This window comes from Aeromonas sp. QDB17, assembly GCF_027705305.1.
GTDB classification, from domain to species: domain Bacteria; phylum Pseudomonadota; class Gammaproteobacteria; order Enterobacterales; family Aeromonadaceae; genus Aeromonas; species Aeromonas caviae.
Genome location: NZ_JAPDBP010000004.1, coordinates 1 through 17,465, shown reverse-complemented (window position 1 = coordinate 17,465; position 17,465 = coordinate 1). Strand labels below are relative to the sequence as shown.

15 protein-coding genes and 1 pseudogene are annotated in these 17,465 nt (G+C 61.0%); 9 read left to right on the top strand and 7 right to left on the bottom strand.

Features of this window, described 5'->3' with window-relative positions; genetic code table 11:
* Positions 1 to 17 precede the first annotated feature (17 nt).
* From mutY to mltC, 3 genes are all read left to right on the top strand, one after another.
* Positions 18 to 1,103: an A/G-specific adenine glycosylase gene (mutY, locus tag OKC41_RS04860; RefSeq protein WP_201894615.1), complete on the top strand. Its 1,086-nt coding sequence runs from the start codon at positions 18 to 20 to the stop codon at positions 1,101 to 1,103.
* Positions 1,100 to 1,372 (top strand): oxidative damage protection protein, encoded by a 273-nt coding sequence (locus OKC41_RS04855; RefSeq protein WP_010675742.1) that lies wholly within the window; start codon positions 1,100 to 1,102, stop codon positions 1,370 to 1,372. Before mutY ends, OKC41_RS04855 begins: the two co-directional genes overlap by 4 nt.
* 119 nt (positions 1,373 to 1,491) lie before the next feature.
* Positions 1,492 to 2,595, top strand: coding sequence for a membrane-bound lytic murein transglycosylase MltC (mltC, locus tag OKC41_RS04850; protein WP_010675743.1), 1,104 nt, complete (start codon positions 1,492 to 1,494; stop codon positions 2,593 to 2,595).
* A gap of 57 nt (positions 2,596 to 2,652) precedes the next feature.
* Here mltC and OKC41_RS04845 read toward each other — a convergent pair whose 3' ends face one another.
* On the bottom strand, positions 2,653 to 3,033 hold the full coding sequence (locus OKC41_RS04845) for a YgiW/YdeI family stress tolerance OB fold protein (protein WP_039040598.1): 381 nt from the start codon (positions 3,031 to 3,033) through the stop codon (positions 2,653 to 2,655).
* A gap of 236 nt (positions 3,034 to 3,269) precedes the next feature.
* Here OKC41_RS04845 and OKC41_RS04840 point away from each other — a divergent pair, with 236 nt between their 5' ends.
* Together OKC41_RS04840 and ompA are read left to right on the top strand one after the other, a co-directional pair.
* Entirely contained in the window at positions 3,270 to 4,277 is a 1,008-nt protein-coding gene (locus OKC41_RS04840) for an SGNH/GDSL hydrolase family protein (RefSeq protein ID WP_201894614.1), read from the top strand.
* 278 nt (positions 4,278 to 4,555) lie between these two features.
* Entirely contained in the window at positions 4,556 to 5,587 is a 1,032-nt protein-coding gene (ompA, locus tag OKC41_RS04835; RefSeq protein ID WP_010675746.1) for a porin OmpA, read from the top strand.
* A 55-nt stretch (positions 5,588 to 5,642) separates the two neighbouring features.
* On the opposite strand, the gene OKC41_RS04830 is transcribed toward ompA, so the two are convergent.
* The 3 genes from OKC41_RS04830 to OKC41_RS04820 are packed head-to-tail and all read right to left on the bottom strand — an operon-like array spanning position 5,643 to position 9,122.
* On the bottom strand, positions 5,643 to 6,212 hold the full coding sequence (locus OKC41_RS04830) for a membrane integrity-associated transporter subunit PqiC (RefSeq protein WP_010675747.1): 570 nt from the start codon (positions 6,210 to 6,212) through the stop codon (positions 5,643 to 5,645).
* Positions 6,212 to 7,858, bottom strand: coding sequence for an intermembrane transport protein PqiB (gene pqiB, locus OKC41_RS04825; RefSeq protein ID WP_069651939.1), 1,647 nt, complete (start codon positions 7,856 to 7,858; stop codon positions 6,212 to 6,214). The genes OKC41_RS04830 and pqiB overlap by 1 nt, the downstream gene beginning before the upstream one ends.
* The gene (locus OKC41_RS04820) at positions 7,851 to 9,122 is read right to left on the bottom strand and encodes a paraquat-inducible protein A (RefSeq protein ID WP_201894613.1); all 1,272 of its coding nucleotides are present in this window, start codon (positions 9,120 to 9,122) and stop codon (positions 7,851 to 7,853) included. Before OKC41_RS04820 ends, pqiB begins: the two co-directional genes overlap by 8 nt.
* A gap of 176 nt (positions 9,123 to 9,298) precedes the next feature.
* On the opposite strand from OKC41_RS04820, the gene hfq reads away from it, so the two are divergent.
* Positions 9,299 to 9,658, top strand: coding sequence for an RNA chaperone Hfq (hfq, locus tag OKC41_RS04815; RefSeq protein WP_039040603.1), 360 nt, complete (start codon positions 9,299 to 9,301; stop codon positions 9,656 to 9,658).
* A gap of 136 nt (positions 9,659 to 9,794) precedes the next feature.
* Here the strand turns inward: hfq and OKC41_RS04810 are convergent, their stop codons facing one another.
* From OKC41_RS04810 to dapA, 3 genes are all read right to left on the bottom strand, one after another.
* Positions 9,795 to 10,385 (bottom strand): HAD family phosphatase, encoded by a 591-nt coding sequence (locus tag OKC41_RS04810; RefSeq protein ID WP_201894612.1) that lies wholly within the window; start codon positions 10,383 to 10,385, stop codon positions 9,795 to 9,797.
* 148 nt (positions 10,386 to 10,533) lie between these two features.
* Positions 10,534 to 12,180 carry a diguanylate cyclase gene (locus tag OKC41_RS04805; protein WP_041211732.1) on the bottom strand — a complete coding sequence of 549 codons (1,647 nt, stop codon included), beginning with the start codon at positions 12,178 to 12,180 and terminating at the stop codon, positions 10,534 to 10,536.
* A gap of 95 nt (positions 12,181 to 12,275) precedes the next feature.
* Positions 12,276 to 13,148 (bottom strand): 4-hydroxy-tetrahydrodipicolinate synthase, encoded by an 873-nt coding sequence (gene dapA, locus OKC41_RS04800; protein WP_039040606.1) that lies wholly within the window; start codon positions 13,146 to 13,148, stop codon positions 12,276 to 12,278.
* 278 nt (positions 13,149 to 13,426) lie between these two features.
* Between dapA and rsmC the strand changes: the two genes are divergently transcribed.
* The 3 genes and pseudogenes from rsmC (at position 13,427) to glgA (ending at position 17,273) form a co-directional block, all read left to right on the top strand.
* Entirely contained in the window at positions 13,427 to 14,455 is a 1,029-nt protein-coding gene (gene rsmC, locus OKC41_RS04795; RefSeq protein WP_201894611.1) for a 16S rRNA (guanine(1207)-N(2))-methyltransferase RsmC, read from the top strand.
* Positions 14,456 to 14,602: 147 nt separating this feature from the next.
* Positions 14,603 to 15,823 (top strand): annotated as a pseudogene (glgC, locus tag OKC41_RS04790) (glucose-1-phosphate adenylyltransferase); the annotation flags it as partial.
* Positions 15,813 to 17,273: a glycogen synthase GlgA gene (gene glgA / locus OKC41_RS04785; protein ID WP_201894610.1), complete on the top strand. Its 1,461-nt coding sequence runs from the start codon at positions 15,813 to 15,815 to the stop codon at positions 17,271 to 17,273. The pseudogene glgC and the gene glgA, both read left to right, overlap by 11 nt.
* The last annotated feature ends 192 nt before the right edge of the window (positions 17,274 to 17,465 follow it).

Below are 17,465 nucleotides of genomic sequence, written 5' to 3'. Positions count from 1 at the left end.
CAGAACATGAGCACACTGTGAGCCATTCAGACAACACCACCTTCGCCACCCGCATTCTGGACTGGTACCATATCCACGGCCGCAAGACCCTGCCCTGGCAGCAGAACAAAACCCCCTACCGGGTCTGGGTCTCCGAGATCATGCTGCAACAGACCCAGGTTGCCACTGTCATCCCCTATTACGAGCGGTTCATGGCCCGCTTCCCCGACGTGCTGGCCCTGGCCAACGCCCCCATCGACGAGGTGCTGCATCACTGGACCGGGCTTGGCTACTACGCGCGCGCCCGTAACCTTCACAAGGCTGCCCAGCAGATCCGCGATCTGCACGGCGGCCTCTTTCCGGAACAACTGGAAGAGGTGATGGCTCTGCCCGGCATCGGTCGCTCCACCGCCGGGGCCGTGCTCTCCCTCTCTCTGGGCCAGCCCCACGCCATCCTGGATGGCAACGTGAAGCGGGTACTCACCCGCTGGCTGGCGCTGGCGGGCTGGCCGGGCCAGAAGCAGGTCGAGCACGATCTCTGGGAGCTGGCGACCCGCCTCACCCCGCGCGTCGGGGTGGCCCAGTACAACCAGGCCATGATGGACATGGGGGCCACCGTCTGCACCCGCAGCAAGCCCGCCTGCGAGCGCTGCCCGGTGCAGGCCGATTGCCAGGGGCTGTCGCAGGGCAACCCCACCGCCTACCCTCACAGCAAGCCGAAGAAGAGCATTCCGGCACGCAACGGCATTATGCTGATCATCCGCCACGGCGATCAGCTGCTGCTGGAGAAGCGTCCGCCGCAAGGGATCTGGGGCGGGCTTTACTGCTTCCCGCAGGTGGAATCCCTCACAGAGGTGACCGGACGACTGCGGGAGCTGGGGGTGGAGGATGCCGCCTATCAGGAGCTCGCTGGATTTCGTCACACTTTCAGCCACTTCCACCTCGATATCCGCCCTTTGCTGATCGAAATGGCTGTTCCGCCCGCCCCCCTGCTCATGGAAGCGGATACCCGACTCTGGTATAACTTACGCCATCCTGCCGAGGTGGGATTGGCGGCGGCCACGGCCCGTCTGCTCGCCTACCCGGACTTACAACCAGACTTGCAACCACAGAGGTCAACATGAGCCGTACCGTATTTTGCCTGCGCCTGAAGAAAGAAGCGCCGGGTCTCGATTTCCAACTCTACCCCGGTGAACTCGGCAAGCGGATCTTCGACAACATCAGCAAGGAAGCCTGGACCGAGTGGCAGAAGAAGCAGGTCATGCTGATCAACGAGAAGAAGCTGAACATGATGAATCTCGAGCACCGCCAGTTGCTGGAAAAAGAGATGGTCAGCTATCTGTTCGACGCGGGTGAAGTCCAGATCGACGGCTACACCCCTCCCAGCCAGTGAGCGGGAATCGAGTCAAAGGGCCAGCGTCCCCCTGAGTCGTCAATATGCCGCAGGGTGACACCAATCCTGGCTCAGGCCAGTCAGTGACGGGCGGCCCCACCGCCCGGTTTGAGGATCTTATGGGTCGTTTTTTTGGGCTGCTGTGCGCCCTGCTGTTTCTCTCTGCCTGTTCATCCACACCCCAGACCAGCGGGAGTGGCGATGATGATCTGGTCAACGGCAAGGACGTGCGCGGTTTTGAACACATGATCAGTGCGCTCTCCCATAACGTGAACGAGATATGGGGGCGCGAGGCGCTGTTCGCGGGCAAGTTTGACTACGTCAAATACACGGATCAGTACAAGAGCCGCGCCCACATCGATTTCTCCAGCGGTCACATTATGGTGGAGACCGTCTCAGGTCTGGATCCCCGCGCCCACCTGCGTCGCGCCATCATCGAAACCCTGCTGACCCCGGACGATCCGGCAGAGGTCGACCTCTATTCCGACCGTGAGATCATGCCAGGTGGCGAGCCCTTCCTCTATGGCCAGGTGCTGGACAACCAGGGACAAGCGATCCGCTCCAGCTGGCGTGCAGAGCGTTATGCCGACTATCTGATCGCCAACGCGATGAAGAAGCGCACCCTCGGGATCCGCAACATCTTCTTCATCGACATTCCCATGGTGGCCAACCACGAAGACAGGCGCGGCTACAAATACGCCAGCATCATCCGCGATGCCTCCCGCAAGTACGGCGTCGCCGAGAGTCTCATCTACGCGGTGATCAAGACCGAGAGCAGCTTCAACCCCTATGCGGTCAGCCACGCCAACGCCTATGGCCTGATGCAGGTGATCCCGGCTACCGCTGGGCGGGATGTCTATGTGAGGGTCAAGGGCAAGGATGGCCAGCCGACCAGGGAAGATCTGTTCAATCCGGCCTACAACATCGATGTGGGGACCGCCTATCTGCACCTGCTGCAGACCGTCTATCTGGCGGATATCCAGGATCCCCAGTCCCGCCGCTATGCGGTGATCTCCGCCTACAACGGTGGTGCGGGAGGGGTGCTCAACACCTTCTCCAACGATCGCAAGGCGGCCCCCGGCATGATCAACCGCCTCTCCCCCGAGGCCGTCTATCAGGTACTGACCGAACAGCATCCCAAGGCAGAGGCTCGCCGCTATCTCTACAAGGTCAATCAGGCCGAGAAGGGGTTCAAGCGAACCGTCGCAAGCCGGGCTGGCTGATGGCATGCAAGAAGGGCGCTCCCGGAGCGCCCTTCCCATTTACTGTGGCCAGAAAGCTTACTTGGCGATGAAGCCGCCCTTGCTCAGGGGCGCTGCTCCCACCTTCTCCAGGTGTTCCACCTCGACTTCGGTCTTGTTCCAGCTGTGGTCCACCTCGCCGCGCACGCGGATCAGATCGTCAGGGCCCACCTCGGTACCGCGCCACACGTCACCGTCCACCTCCACTTCCACCTCGCCGCTGTCGTCACGGAACAGGTAGTTTTCGCCACCCAGGTGTTTGACCAGCTTGCCTTCCAGGGTCACCCACTGATCATCGGCCACGTCTTTCAACTGGGCGACCGATACCTTGTTCTGCTCCTTGGGGCCGGTGTAGGCCGCCATGGCGAAAGAAGAGACGGACATCAGGGCCACCAGGGCGATTGCTTTTGCGTTGTTCATTTCATGCTCCTGTCTTTGCGGTATGAGGGCATCTTGCCCGGGGGCGCGTGAAACAAACGTGAAGCCTCCCCACTCAGGGAGGAGTGATGTGATCGCAAGCGATTAAATGGCCACGGCATGCTGCAAAAATGTATTCGAGTGGATACCTTCTCACCTGGCCATGCGGGTTCCCAGCCCGCCGCCATCGAGGAACAGCCTGCAGGAACCACCTGCTTCCAACCAATGAGAACAACAAGATGAAGAAATGGTTTGTGTGTTTATTGGGACTCTTCGCGCTGACAGTTCAGGCAGCCGACAGTCGCCCCGCCTTCTCCCGCATCGTGATGTTTGGCGACAGCCTCTCCGATACCGGCAAGATGTACAGCAAGATGCGCGGTTACCTCCCCTCCAGCCCTCCCTACTATCAGGGCCGCTTCTCCAACGGGCCGGTCTGGCTGGAGCAGTTGACCAAGCAGTTCCCGGGGCTCACCATCGCCAACGAGGCGGAAGGGGGTGCCACTGCGGTGGCCTACAACAAGATCTCCTGGAATCCCAAGTATCAGGTCATCAACAACCTGGATTACGAGGTGACCCAGTTCCTGCAAAAGGACAGCTTCAAGCCCGACGATCTTGTGATCCTCTGGGTCGGTGCCAACGACTACCTTGCCTATGGCTGGAACACCGAGCAGGATGCCAAGCGGGTGCGCGATGCCATCAGCGATGCGGCCAACCGCATGGTATTGAACGGTGCCAGGCAGATTCTGCTGTTCAACCTGCCTGATCTGGGCCAGAACCCCTCGGCCCGCAGCCAGAAGGTGGTCGAGGCGGCCAGCCATGTCTCCGCCTACCACAACCAGCTGCTGCTGAACCTGGCACGCCAGCTGGCACCCACCGGCATGGTGAAATTGTTCGAGATCGACAAGCAGTTTGCCGAGATGCTGCGCGAGCCGCAGAACTTCGGCCTGAGCGACACCGAGCACGCCTGCTATGGCGGCGGCTATGTGTGGAAGCCGTTTGCCTCCCGCAGCGCCGCCACCGACAGTCGGCTGGCCCCCTTCAATCCCGAGGAGCGCCTTGCCATCGCCGGCAACCCCCTGCTGGCTCAGGCCGTCGCAACGCCCATGGCGCGCCGCAGTGCGGGCGAGCTGAACTGTGAAGGCAAGATGTTCTGGGACCAGGTCCACCCCACCACAATGGTACACGCCGCCCTGAGCGAGCGGGCTGCCGCCTTCATCGAACAGGAGTACGAATTCCTCCCTCGATAACGGAGGCCATCCTGCCAGGGCCGGCGCTTCGCCGGCCCTCTTGCCGACAAGGACAAGCAGTCCATATGACACCCATCACAGATTCGGGTCACGGTTCCCCGGCGGCCCTCCGTCTCCACTATGATGCAGATGGATATCACAATATGTTTTATATCAGTTGCTTGTAGATCGAGAAAAGCGAGCTACGTTTAAACGTGTTGTGGTCGAACACAGGCCCAACCCACGAGGCGAGGCGACATGAATTCGCGCTCCCCACACACAAGATTGCAGAGGCATCTATGAACAAAACACTGATTACCTTGCTGGTTTCAGGCTTGCTTGCGGCCAACGCCCAGGCAGCCGGACAAGACAACACCTGGTATGGCGGTGCCAAACTGGGTTGGTCCAACTTCTACGGTGTCGATGAAAGCAACGCCATCGCCATCACCGACAAAGACGACGATGAAGTCGGCGCCGGTGCCTTCGCCGGTTACCAGATCAACCAGAATCTGGGTGTCGAACTCGGTTATGACTACCTTGGCAAGCTCAAGTACAGCGGCACCCGCAATGGCGCGGCCTTCAATGACTCCGTGCAAGCCCAGTTGGCTCAGCTCACGCTGAAACTGGGCTTCCCGGTTGCGGACAATCTGGACCTTTACGGCCGTGTCGGGGGCGGCTATGGCTGGACCGACAGCGATCAGCTGGAAAACGACAGCCGCTTCACCTTCGTCGGCGCGCTCGGTGCGGAGTATGCCCTGAGCCTGGATTGGGCAGCCCGCCTCGAATACCAGTACAGCACCCCGTATGGCAGCCGTGACGATACCGGCCTGCGCATGGACAACGGCCTGCTCTCCCTGGCCGCCGTCTATCGCTTCGGTCAGGTTGCACCGGCTCTGCCGGTCGCAGCTCCCGCCCCCGCGCCCGAGCCCGTGATGGTCGACAAGCAGTTCACCCTGAGCTCGGACGTGCTGTTTGACTTCAACAAGGCCACCCTCAAGCCCCAGGCCGGGCAGGCCCTGGATACCCTCTACAGCCAGATTGAAGAGGCCAGGCCCAAAGACGGGTCAGCCACCGTCATCGGCTATACCGACCGCATCGGCTCCGAGGCCTACAACCAGAAGTTGTCCGAGCAGCGTGCCCGGACCGTGGCCGATTACCTGATTGGCAAGGGCCTGCCTGCCGGCAAGGTCAATGTGGAAGGGCGTGGCAAGCAGTCTCCCGTCACCGGCGACAGCTGCACCAGCAAATCCAAGCGTGAGCTGATCGTCTGCCTGGCCCCGGATCGCCGGGTAGAGGTCAAGGTACAGGGCGTCTCGGAAGTACAGCAATAACAACGACCCTAAACAAAACGGGAGGCCATGGCCTCCCGTCTTTTTTTATGCTTCCTCAGATGCGCGTGCGCACATCCGCCGCAATCTGATCGAGCAACAGTTGCCAGCCCTGTCCCAGCTCGTTCACCAGGGCGCCATACCCATCGGCAGGCAGCACCCGCTCCTGCTGGAAGGGAACATCTCTCAACACGACCCCCTCCTCCGTCAGCAGGCGCCAGCGACCGCTGAGCAGGGCGCGGCCGTCGTGCCGCCCCTGGAAACGCTCGACCGAGATGCTCAGCACAGGCCCCTTGCGAGCCCCGTCCTGACGCACCACCCAGCCAGGCAAGCGGCTGGAGAGGCCATTGAGGGTCAACTGGTTCAACTGGGCATCGAGGGAACCTGCCCAGCGATGGTACTCGGCAAAGTGCAGCTCCTTGCCCTCCAGCTGATAGACCAGACTCATCCGGTCAAGCTGACCGGACAGGGCGACGGGGCGCAGCACCAACTGGTGCTGCGGCTGCGCCGTGGTGACACTCGACGGCGCCGTGTCGGCATCCAGCGAATAGTAATGCAGCGTCGTCGGTGCACTGCCACATCCCGCCAGCAGGCCCAGCAAGGCCAGCGTCAACATCCGTTTTTTCATCATTTTCCTCGCTTGGGCTCGGGATCCCGCGGACGAGCGCGGTCAAAGATCAGCGAACTCGGCTGCTCGTTCAGTGAATGGACCAGAGGTTGCAACTCGCTCATCAGCTGGTTGAGGGATTGCACCGACTGGCGCAGCTCCTGATTGGTCTGGGAACCGGCATCATAGGTCTGCAACGTCTCCTGCAATTGCTTGAGGCTCTGGTTGAGGGAGGCCGGCAACTGCTGGGTCGACTGCTGACCGGTAAACTGCTCCAGATTCGCACTCACGGCACTGACATGCTTGAGCGTCTTGTCCAGCGTCATCAGGGTGCTGTTGACCTGAGTGAGGGTGGTGGCCATGTCCATGTCGACGAACTTGTCGAGGATGAGATTCACCTTGCGTTCGATCTGATCCAGCCCGGCCTGGGCAGTCGGGAAGACCTGATAGCCCGCCATCTTGAGCGGCTGATAGACAGGCGCATCCGGATAGAAGTTCAGATCGATCACCTTGCCCCCCGTCAGCAGGCTGGCGGTCTTGAGGCTGGCCCTCAGCCCTTCCTTGAACTGCTTGTTGAACAGTGCCCGCCACTGCTCCTTCTCCGCATTGGCATAACGGTGGGAGAGACGCTGCACCTCGATGCGCGCCAGCACCGGGATCTGCCGGCTCTTGAACAGCTGGACGCCCTTGTCGTCGATGAGATAGGGAGCCGAGATGACGGTACCGACCCGGATGCCGCGATACTGTACCGCCGCGCCGGGATGCAGCCCGCCCACATCATTGTCGAACAGGAAGACATAGTCGATGAACTGATCCAGGCTACCGGCCAGCACGCTCTCCTCGTCCTTGAACAGCACGAACTCGTCGTTCTGTTTCACCGGCTCCCCCGGCAACCAGCCGGGAGGCAGCCCCATGGTGATGCCGCCGTTGATCAGGCTCTCCAGCGAGTCCATCTTCACCTTCATCCCCTCGCTGCTCATGGAGACCTCGAAGCCGGGCGTCAGCCAGAACCGGGAGTTGCTGCTCACCAGGACGTCATAAGGCGCGTTGATGAAGAGCTGGTACTGCATCTCGCTCTTCTCGGGCAGGAACTTGGCCTCTTCGACCTGGCCGATGGTGAATCCCTGATAGCTGATGGGGGAGCCCGCACCCAGCGCGTTGGCATCCCTGCTGGACAGGGAGAGCCGCAATCCCTTGGCATCCAGGGATGCCAGGGGCGGCCTGTCCAGCATGGCGTATTCGCTTCGCGCCCTGCCCTTCTTGCCGGGAGAAAGCTCGATATAGGCACCGGAGAGCAAGGTGCCAAGACCGGAAACGCCCTCACGCCCGACCCTGGGCTTGACCACCCAGAACTGGCTGTCTTTCTTGAGCATGCCGGCGGCGGCATTGGTCAGGCGAGCCTTGAGCACGGCATGGCTGTAGTCCTCGCTGAGCTCCACCGTCTCGATACGACCCACCTCCACTTCACGAGAACGGATCACCGTCTTGCCCGCCACTATGCCCTCGGCGGTCGCCACCGTCAGGGTGAAGCTCGGCCCTTGTGAATACCAGTGCTGGAACAGCATCCAGGCGCCGATGAAGAGCGCCAGCAAAGGCACCATCCAGATAGCGGCAGCCGAACTCATGAAATCAGAGCCCGGTTTCCACCTTGTCTTACGCTCACTCACGTTCGCGTTCTCCTTGTTGTAAATCCCAGATCAGGCGGGAATCGAAACTCATGGCAGCCACCATGGTGACCAGTACGACCCCGGCAAAGGCGACGGCCGCAGGGCCAGGGTAGATGGTCATCAGATTGTCGAGCCGGATGAGACCGGCCAGGATGGCCACCACGAAGACGTCGATCATCGACCAGCGCCCCACAAATTCGGTCATGCGATAGAGTTTGAGCTTGCCGAGGGGAGATGCCCCCTGGCCGCGCTGCACCACGTAGCAGAGCCACAGCAGCGCCAGGATCTTCACCAGCGGCACCACCACGCTCGCGAAGAAGATGACGGCGGCAATGGGGTAGGAGCCCATGGCCCACAGCAGCAGCACCCCGCCCATGATGGTCGAGGGGCTGTCATCCCCCAGGAACACGGTGTCCATGATGGGATACAGGTTGGCTGGGACATAGAGGATCACCGAAGTGATCAGCAGGGCCCAGGTGCGGTTCAGACCACCCGGCTTGCGGCTGTGCAGGTGATCCCCGCAGCGAACGCAACTATGGGCATCCTGCTCGTTCAGGGCGCCGCAGATGTGACAGCCCACCAGACCGCACGACAGGGCGCTCTCCTCGGGATCCAGCTCCCTCGCCGCCGTCGGGCCGAACAGCCGCTGCCACAGCCACATCCGATCCAGGGAGGAGATCATCTTGATGAGCAGCAGGGTGTAGCCAACGAACGCCCAGAACGACAGCCCCATCTTGATGTCGGCCATCCCCATCAGCTTGACCAGAGAGATGAGCACCCCGATGAGGAAGACGTCCACCATCAGCCAGGGCTTGATCCGGCACAGCAGGCGGCCAAGGGAGCGCAGGGCCTTGCTGTGCAGATCCTTGTCCAGGCGCCACAGCACCAGCATGATGGAGCCGATATAGACCAGCGGCAACCCGATCAGGGTAATGCTCAGCACGGCCCCGAGGAACAGGTAGCCTTGATCCACCAGGGTGGTGATGCACTGCAGGAAGGTCATCTCCTGCCCCACCCCCTTGGCCGAGAACGACATGAAGGTAAAGGCGTTGGAGAGCACGAACATGATGATGGCCGCAAAGCCATAGGCGATGGGCCTGCGCTCCTGCTCCGGCAGATGACGAGTCAGGGTATGGCCGCAGCGCGGACAACTGCTCGTCTCCCCCACGGCCAGCTCGGTGGCCGGCACCAGCAGGTCACACTCTTCGCAGGCGGTCGCGTCATGGGTATAGGTGGGTGGATGTTGGTGTGAAACCGGATGCAAGATAAGACCCCAGCATGAGGCCCGCCACGGGGCCAGAGCCGCCAATTATTGCAGCAGCGGCCCCTGCCGACCAGCCCTGTCGTTGTCCATCCTGCCCGGGTGTGAGAATGACTTTGACAAGGCAGTGCCCATTTAGCACAATCAAACGCCACTTTTTTTCCGCGGGACAATAATTTATGACAACTGAATCCCCAAGCTACTCCACTATCGAGCAGGCCTTCTCCCTCGGGAACGGGCAAGATTCTGCCCTCAACTGGTTGCGCAAAAACCGTAGCCAGGTCGCCATCTTCCTGGTGAGCGGCATCAAGCTGGAGGGGACCATCAGCGGTTTTGACCAGTACAGCGTGCTGTTGACCGATGCCCATGGCAATCAGCAACTGGTCTACAAGGCCAAGATTTCCACCATTGCCATGCACTCCGGCCGTCCTGCCGTCAGCATCCAGCGGGCCCGCAAGCCACGGGTTTCCATGGCGCCGCGCCCCCATGGCGCCCCCAGCCGTTATGACGACAACCAGGGTGGTGGCAGCGAGCAGTAAATCTCGCCCCCGCCCATCCTGACGGTGTCGCTGCGTCAGCCAGTGACATCTGCTCCCCACTCTCATGTTTCGCCTGTCCCGTATGAGAGTGGGGCTTCTCTCCCGAGCCGGTTGTTGACCCGCTCGTCTTCGTCACTCAGTAGGTCAACCCGACCGATTTTCCCTCTCTGACCATGCAGACCTGCATGCCGGCCGCTTCACCGGCCTGTGCGCCTATGCCCGTGTCCTCGAACACCAGACATTGACCGGGCTCGACCCCCAGGCGTCGCGCCACCAGCAGGAAGGTGTCTGGATGGGGTTTGTGCAGCTCCACGTCGTCGGCGGTAACCACCACGGGGAAATACCGATCCAGCCCTGTGTTGCGCAGCACCGCTTCGGCATTGATACGGGGGGAGCCTGTCCCTATGCCCATGGGGATCCGGCCGTGATAGCGTTCCACCAGATCCAGCATGGCCGGGAAGGGGGTGGCCTTGTGCAGGTTGGCGACATAGTGTTCGGTCTTGCAGCGTGTCACCACCAGGGGATCCAGCGCGATCTGCTGCACTTCGGCCACCAGCAGGGCTATCTTGCGGCTGGGCATGCCTCCCAGCTCATAAAACCAGTCGGCGTCGAACCGAAAGCCAAACTCGCGGGCGGTGTGCTCCCAGGCGGCCAGGTGCAAGGGCATGGAGTCCACCAGAGTGCCGTCGAGGTCGAAAACCAGGCCTTGAAATCCGGATAGGGTCATGGTGCAGGATCTGTCTGTGAAAAATGGGCCCCCATTCTAGCCAGAGCGCGGGCGCATCGCCATGCGCCAGATGGCGAGAAATGCTTGCCACCTCATTTATACAGGGCGGCGTGGATCTGATGCCGGGCAGGCAGCCCCCACGCAGGTGTCAGCGATAGGCCAGGGTACAGGCCCGCCCTTGGGATTTGGCGTGATAGAGTGCCTGGTCCGCCTGCTCGGTCAGGGTTTGCCACTCCTTGTCCGATGACGGGACCAGATAGCTGAACCCGATGCTGACGGTGAGTGTCGCCGCCACCCGGGAGGCCGGATGGGGAATTTGCAAGGCGTCAAGGCCGTGGTGGATCTGCTCCGCCAGCCGCTCCGCCTCTCCCGGCTGCGGTGAACACAGCAGGATGACAAACTCCTCCCCCCCATAGCGGGCCACCAGGTTAGTACGCCGCCGCTCGGTGTCCTGCAGCAGTGCCGCCACCCGCTGCAGGCACTGATCCCCCTTGCCGTGGCCGAAGTGATCGTTGTAGGACTTGAACTCGTCCACATCGATCATCAGCACCGCCAGCACGCCCTGATGGCGGCGAGCCCGCTCCCACTCCCGTTCCATGGTGATGTCCCATTGGCGGCGGTTGGCGATGCCAGTCAGGGGATCTTCCAGAGACAGCAGAGAGAGGCGCCGGTTGGCCTCCTCCAGCGCCCGGTTGGTATCGGCCAGTTGCCGGGTCCGCTCCTGCACCCTCAGCTCCAGCTCCCGATTGAAGCGCTCAAGCTTCTCCTGGGTGCGCTGGCGGATCAGCAACTGGGAGAGCACGGCGGCATACTGCTTGAAGATCTCGCTCTGATACGCCTTGAGGGGGCGCCGCCAGAGCAGGTTGTCGGCGGCGATCCAGCCGATGGGGGTACTCCCGTCCCAGAGCGACACCATGGCGTTCCAGCCGCGACCCACCTCCTGCTTCTCGTAATAGAGAGGCGTGTCCTCCAGCACCAGGACATAGTCTTTACGACGCAGCGCCTCCTGCACTGTGGGGTGATCCGGAATGGGGCTGATGAAATGGCGCTCGTCGATGAGCTCACCCGCCTCGTTGGTACCCCAGGTACCGTGCATGGTCTTGAATTCACTGTCAGTCAGGAAGATGGCGATGCGATCGAACTGCAACTCCTGGCGGGCCAGTGCCACCGCGTCGTGCAGCAAACGATCCTCGCTCTCGCAGCGGGAGAGCTTGACCCCCACCTGATGCAGCGCCTGCAGCATGCTGAGGAAAGAGTCCTGCAGGGCCTGGCTGCGCACGAGGTCTGCCTGGGTGTGGAGCCGCTGATCCCGCTCCAGATCCACCTGTCCCGCGAGTCGCCGACTCTCGAGCTCGGCGGCGAGATAATGCATGAGCAGCTGGATGCTCTGTTGCTGGCGTCTTGGCAGGCGATCGAGACGACGGCGGGTTTCCAGATAGACCACGGCCTCCAGCCCCTTGTGACGCTTGAGGGGGAAGCTCGCGCGCAGGCGCGGGATCTCGGGTTCGACGCTCTCCCGCTCCCAGATGGCACGGGTCGGCGCGATGGGCTCCACCAGCAACTGGCCGAGCGCAAGGGAACGTTCGATGAAGAGGATGGGCAATTCGAGGGAAGAGAGGATGTCGGCGCTCAGGCAGAGCAGACCCTGTTCCGGGCGATAGTGATAGAGCTGGGGCGTCGGAGCACGCAGCCACAGATAGATCTGTTCAGCCTCTGTTTTTTCCCTGACCGCAGACAAGGTCACTTCACAGAGATGTTCAAAACTGGTGAAGTGCTCTGGATCCCATTCTTCCATGCCAAATCATCCTTGGTTGTATCCAAGCGAGTATATCGGCAAAGCCCGGCCATTAATTGACCGGGCAATCAAAAGCGAGATCCAGAGCCCAGTTTTTACAACAGATTCAATGCCTGCATGGCACTGCGGATGCGCTCGCGGGTGGCCTCGGAGAGCGGCATCACCGGCAGACGGCACTCTTCGCTGCACAGACCCAGCAGGGAGACCGCATACTTGGCCCCTGCGGGGCTCGGCTCGGCGAACATGGCCTGGTGCAGCGGAATGAGCTTGTCCTGCAATTCGCGGGCAGCTTGCCACTCACCGGCCAGCGCCAGGTTCTGTACCTCGGCCACCAGCTTGGGGGCCACGTTGGCCGTCACCGAGATGCAACCCTGGCCACCACCGATGTTGTAGGCCACGGCGGTGGCGTCTTCACCGGAGAGCCAGGCAAACGGCTTCTTGATGAGCTGGCGTTCAACCCAGGGGCGGGCCAGATCACCGGTGGCATCCTTCACGCCGGCAATGCGCGGCAACTCGGCCAGACGGGCCAGGGTCGCCGGCTGCACGTCAACGATGGCGCGGGGCGGAATGTTGTAGACGATGATGGGTTTGGTGGTGGCGTCGTGCACCGCCTTGAAGTGGTGGTAGAGCCCTTCCTGATTGGGGCGGTTGTAGTAACCGGCCACATGCAGGGTGGCATCCGCCCCCATCTGCTCGGCATAGCGGGTGTATTCAATGGCTTCAACCGGGTTGTTGGAGCCTGCACCTGCGATCACGGGAATGCGCCCGGCCACCAGCTTGACCACCAGCTCCACCACGCGGCAATGCTCATCGTGGGTCAGGGTCGGGCTCTCCCCGGTCGTGCCGACCGGCACTATGCCATGGGTTCCCTGCTCTATGTGCCACTCCACCAGGCGAGCCAGTGCGGCCTCGTCCAGCTGGCCCTGTCGAAATGGGGTGATCAGGGCAACTATCGAACCTTGAAACATGGGATTTCCTTCTCCTAAACAGATGGATTGGTCAATAAAAAGCCCCGGTACGGGAGTCGCTACCGGGGCTTGAATCGTCTCAGGGATGAGAGGTTACGCGCGCACGCCAGCAGGCCCGATTGTCAGGCTGTGTTTATGCTTTCGTTTCGATACGCATGACCGCATTGCATCATCTCTGGGTAAATAAGGCGTCTGGGCATATTTCGGGAACACGGCATAAATGTCAAGGCGAAAGCGGCCATGTATAATGGCCGCCCAAAAATGCGTGGAGAGACCCAATGAGCCGTCCTGTCAGTGCCGTCAGTCAGATGCTGGAACGTAACCAAGCCCTTTTTGTCGGCAAGCGGCTGTTGGTGTGCGGTGCCCTGGAGGATGATTATCCTCGTCAACTGGCCGAGCTGGCACAAAGCCTGACCGTCTTCACCACGGATTACTGCTATTACCGCACCCAGCAGGCCGTTCTGGGAGACGCCATCCTGTTCGATCACCAGCTGGGTGGCGCCCCCCGATTCGATGCCCTGCTGCTGCTGATGCCCAAGGCCAAGGCCGAGGCGCAATACCTGCTGGCCATGATGACGCCGCTGCTCGAAAGCGGGGCCGACCTGTTCCTCGCCGGCGAGAACCGGGGCGGCATCAACGGGGCAGACAAGCTGCTGGCACCTTATGGCGAGAAACCGATCAAGCGCGACTCTGCGCGCCGCTGCTCTCTCTACCACGGCACGCTCGACAAACCGGTCGTCCCCTTCGAGCTGGACGCCTGGTTCAGTCGCTATGAGTGCCAGGCGGGCGACACCACCCTGACCGTCATGGCCCTGCCCGGGGTCTTCAGTGCTGACGGCCTGGATCTCGGCACCCAGATGCTGCTGGCGAGCCTCCCCCACGTGACGGGCAAGCTGCTCGACTTTGGCTGCGGCGCCGGCGTCATCGGTTCCGTGCTGGCCAAGCGCAACCCGGCCCTGGCCGTCACCATGGTGGATATCAATGCCCTAGCACTGGAGTCCAGCCGCCGAACCCTGGCGGTCAACGGTCTGAGCGGACGTGTTCATGCCTCCGATGTCTATTCCGACATTGCCGAAACATTCCAACAGATTGTCTCGAATCCCCCCTTCCATGCCGGGCTCAAGACCTTCTACGCCGCCACCGAAACCTTCCTGGCAAAGGCACCTGAGTACCTGACCGCAAATGGCGCCCTGACCATAGTCGCCAATGTCTTCCTGCGATACCAGCCTATACTGGATGCGCACTTCAAACAGACCGAGGTGATCGCGGGTGATGCCAAATTCAAGGTGTATCTGAGCAAAGCTTAAAGAAGTGCAACGGTTGTAATAAAACAAGTAGAGAGTGCCAGACGGGATCTGTTAAGGTACCAAGAAAACGTTTACCACCCCTTTAGGGGTGTTTTTTTCGCAGCGACATGAAAACCTTTTCAACATCATGATCTCAGGGAGAGAACGACGATGGCAGGCATACTCACCATGATACTGGCAGGCGGTGAAGGTACCCGACTGCAACCGCTGACCACCACCCGCAGCAAACCCTCCGTACCCTTTGGCGGCAGTTACCGGTTGATCGACTTCGTGCTCAACAACTTCGTCAACGCCGACTTCCTGCGCATCTATGTACTCACCCAGTTCAAGTCCCAGTCCCTTTATCTGCACATGAAGAAGGGCTGGAACATCGTCGGCATCACGGATCGCTTCATCGACCCCATTCCGGCCCAGATGCGAATGGGCAAACGCTGGTATGACGGCACCGCAGACGCCATTTACCAGAACCTGCGCTTCATCGAGATCTCCGACCCCGAGCACGTCTGCATCTTCGGCTCCGATCACATCTACAAGATGGACGTGAGCCAGATGGTGAGCTTCCACAAGCAGAAAGCGGCCGCCCTGACCGTCGCGGCACTGCGCATGCCCATCGAGGAAGCAAGCGCCTTCGGGGTGATCGAGGTGGATCAGGAAGGGCGCATGATTGGCTTTGAAGAAAAGCCCCGTCACCCGAAACACATCCCCGGCGACCCCACCCAGGCCCTGGTCTCCATGGGCAACTACATCTTCGAGACCGAGGCCCTCTATCGGGAGCTCAAGCGGGATGCCGCCGAGGAGAACTCCAGTCACGATTTCGGCAAGGACATCATTCCTAGCCTGTTCCCCCGTGCCCCCGTCTATGTCTACGACTACAGCACCAACGTGATCCCGGGCGAGAAGCCCAACGTCTACTGGCGCGATGTGGGAACGCTCGACTCTTACTGGCAGGCGCACATGGACCTGGTGGCCGACGATGCCCCCTTCTCTCTCTACAATCGCAAGTGGCCGCTGCACACCCATTACCCGCCCCTGCCACCCGCCACCTTCATCGATACCGACGACTGCAAGGTCAAGATCGCCAACTCCCTGATCTCCGGTGGCTGCTTCATTCAGGGCAGCCAGATCCAGCGATCCATACTGGGATTTCGCTGCAACATAGGCCCCTGCAGCCACATCAGTGAATCCGTGCTGCTGGGGGATGTGAAAATCGGCGAAGGTTGCTCCATTCGCCGCGCCATCATCGACAAAAACGTTGAAATTGCACCCGGCACCGTGATCGGTGAGAATCTGGACCATGACAGAGAGCGGTTTACCGTATCCGAAGGCGGTATCGTCGTGGTACCTAAGGGAGCAAGAGTTGGCTATTAACCCACTGAAAATCCTGTTTGTAGCCTCGGAGGTTGAGGGGCTGGTGAAGACCGGGGGCCTGGCAGATGTGGCCAAGGCCCTGCCGCAGCATCTCGCCCGTCAGGGGCACGATGTGCGCATCATTATGCCCTTCTACAAGACCATCAAGCGCCGGGACGAGGCCACCCTCCTCGCCTCGCGCTGGCTCCCCACCTCCCAGGATCGCAGTGATATCAGCTATCGCATCCATCAGCTGGAACTGGACGGGATCTGCGTCTATCTGCTCGATTGCCCGCACTATTTCGACCGCCCCCAGCTCTATGCCGAAAACAACCAGGCCTATCCCGACAACGGTGAACGCTTTGCCTTTCTGGCCGCGGCGGCCCTGCATGCGTGCGAACAGCTGGGTTTCGCTCCCGACATCGCCCACTGCAACGACTGGCACACCGGTCTGCTGCCGCTGCTGCTGAAAACCCGTCATGCCCACAACCCCTTCTTCCAGCGCACCCGGTCGGTCATCAGCATTCACAACGCGGCCTTTCAGGGCGTGTTCGATCGCCAGCAGTTCTGGGCCGTGCCGGAAATCCACGACTACGAGCAGCGCATCAACTACGACTATGGTCACATCAATCTGCTCAAGTGCGGTGTGCTCTACGCAGACAAGATCAATGCGGTCAGCCCCAACTACGCCAGCGAGCTGCTGACACACCTGGGCGCTCACGGCATGGCCAGCGTATTCCAGCAGCGGGCAGCTGACCTGCGTGGCATCCTCAACGGCTGTGACTATCAGGACTGGGATCCCGCCTTCGATCCTCTGTTGCCCGCCACCTATGATGCCGACAACCTGGATGGCAAACACACCTGCAAGCGCATCCTGCAGCAGGAGACGGGGCTCCCCGTTGGCAACCTCCCCATCTATGGCATGGTGTGTCGACTGACCGAGCAGAAAGGAGTACACCTGCTCATCCCTGCGCTGGACAAGTTCTTGCAGCATCAGGTCCAGGTGGTAATTGTGGGCTCCGGTGATCCCTCTCTCGCCGCCCAGTTGCAAAGCATTGCCCAGCAGCATCCCGACAAGTTTGCCTTCATCAATGCCTATGACGACCGTCTGGCCCACCTGGTGGAGGCCGGCGCCGACTTCTTCCTGATGCCTTCTCTGTTCGAGCCATGCGGGCTCAACCAGATGTACAGTCTGGCCTATGGCACCCTGCCCCTGGTGAGGGCTGTCGGCGGATTGAAAGATACCGTCGTGGACTGGGATGCCGACCCGACGCACGCGACCGGTTTCTGCTTCAACGATCCCACTGCAAGCACCTTGCTCGATGCCATGCGCCGCAGCCTGCTCCATTATCTGCAGGAGCCGGCACGTTTTGCCCGTGTGCAGCACCACGCCATGAACACCCGCTTCGACTGGGCAGACTCCGTCATCCTGTACGAACAGATGTATCAGGATGCGCTGGCCACCGTCTGACGCCGATTGCTGAAGTTTTGTGCCCTTGGCACGCCTTTATCCGTCAACAGCGAAAAAAGTCCCCTTTGGCTGTTGACGCCCCCCCAAAACTCTATAGAATCCCCCACCGCAGTGATGCGAAGGTGGCGGAATTGGTAGACGCGCTAGCTTCAGGTGTTAGTGTCCCACGGATGTGAGGGTTCGAGTCCCTCT